Annotated in this window: 1 protein-coding gene; it reads right to left on the reverse strand. The window is 65.7% G+C overall.

What is annotated here, in order from left to right:
- Positions 1–155 precede the first annotated feature (155 nt).
- On the reverse strand, positions 156–1,373 hold the full coding sequence (locus tag NKI50_RS30460; protein ID WP_352503708.1) for an IS110 family RNA-guided transposase: 1,218 nt from the start codon (positions 1,371–1,373) through the stop codon (positions 156–158).
- Between the last annotated feature and the right edge of the window lie 267 nt (positions 1,374–1,640).

A 1,640-nucleotide genomic window follows, 5' to 3' on the forward strand; every position in this document is an offset into this window, starting at 1 on the left:
AGGCCACGCCTTGACGGCGTCGAGCACGGCGCCATTCTGGAGCGGACCGAGGGCGTCGGTCGTGCCGCCAGATTTCCTTGTGCTATATTTGTCCGGCACGGACGACCACGTGGCAAAGAGTGGTGCGAGAGGATGAGAGTGCCGCCACGCAGCCGTTATAGTCGTTCCTCGTTTGTGGCGTCCGTGCGCCGCTTCGGCCCTCGTGACCGCCAATGCCGAACCATTAGCTCGTAGGCACGTTCGGCATTCTCGGCCGCGGCTTTCTCGCTGTTTCGCAACTCCTTCACGTTGTAGGCGTAAGCCGAACCGCGGCGACCGACACCGCGCTCGCCCGGCGCGCCGGCCTTGAGAGCGAGCTGCCTCTGCTTTGCCGCCACCAGCGCCGGGCGAGCCCAGAAGTAGTCCTGCTCCTTTGTCAGCAGATGCCAGATCAGCACGGCGAGCTTGCGGGCGACCGCCACGGCTGCGACCTGATGACCGCGCTTGTTACGGATGCGTAGGAAGAAGGCCCTGAGCGGTCCGGGCGCCTTCGCCGCCGCCCAGGCGGCCTCGACCAGCATGGCGCGGGCATGGGAACGCCCATGTTTGCTGATCCGGCCATATTGCGCCAAGCCAAGACCGGATTGGCGCACACGCGGATTGAGGCCGAAGTAGCTCACCAGCTTCTGCGGCTCGCGGAACCGCCGGATCTCGCCGACCGCGGCGATGATACCGCTCGCGACGATGACATTGACGCCGGTGATCGTCTGAAGCCGCCGGACTTGCGCATCATCAACCGCTTCCCGGGCGATGTCGCGATCGAGGTCAGCCAGATCCTCGGCCAGGCGATCGATCTCGCGGATGTGGCGGGCGATGGCGGCCCGCTCGTCGTCGGGAAGCACCTGCCGCTCGAGCCAGGCGCGACCGCGATTGTTGAACAGATCGGCATGCGGGCACTTCGGCACTAGGTGCGCCTGCAGGATGCCATGCACCTCGTTCTTCACGCGCGTGCGATGCCGAACTACCTGGTTGCGCCGCGCGACGAGGCGGCGAAGCCGCTCGGTCCGCTCGTCAGGTACCCAGACCTCCGGCAGAAAGCCGCTGGCATGGAGCTGCGCCAGAACGCCGGCATCGATCTTGTCGGTCTTAATCCTGGCATGGGCGATCGCCTTCACCTGCATCGGGTTGGCGACAATCACCCGGCCGACATAGGGCGACAGAACCCGCACCACCGCCATGGCGTTGCCCGTGGCCTCGACGACAACCTCATCCGTCCGTCGCAAACTGCGGCCGAACCCTTCCAGTCCCGAGCGGGTCATGTCGACCCGTCCGTGATGGCGCAGCCGGCCGTCTTCCCAAACCACCACCTCCGCAAAGGTGCGGTGGATGTCCATTCCAATCACACGTCTCATCGGCTCCCTCTCCTCAAACAGTCGGGAGCCGGCGGGCGACGCGACACCTACGGATCCGCGCTCTCGGCGCAACCGGGCAGGTCGCAGGGGCGGCCAGCTACTAACGCGAGCTCGCAGCTCATCGAATACATCGGCCTGCCCGCACTTGGCGTGCTCCCGGTGCCCCTGTCCCGGATGGTCGCACCATACGCCGAAAATCGCTCATCTCCAGCGGGGATCGGATGGCACCGTCATGATCATACCGGTTAC

This window comes from Mesorhizobium sp. M0563 (assembly GCF_040321065.1).
Taxonomy (GTDB): Bacteria; Pseudomonadota; Alphaproteobacteria; order Rhizobiales; family Rhizobiaceae; genus Mesorhizobium.

Bases quoted from the DNA above. Each gene is read 5' to 3' on its own strand.
- NKI50_RS30460 (WP_352503708.1), bottom strand. From the start codon at position 1,373: ATGGACATCCACCGCACCTTTGCGGAGGTGGTGGTTTGGGAAGACGGC.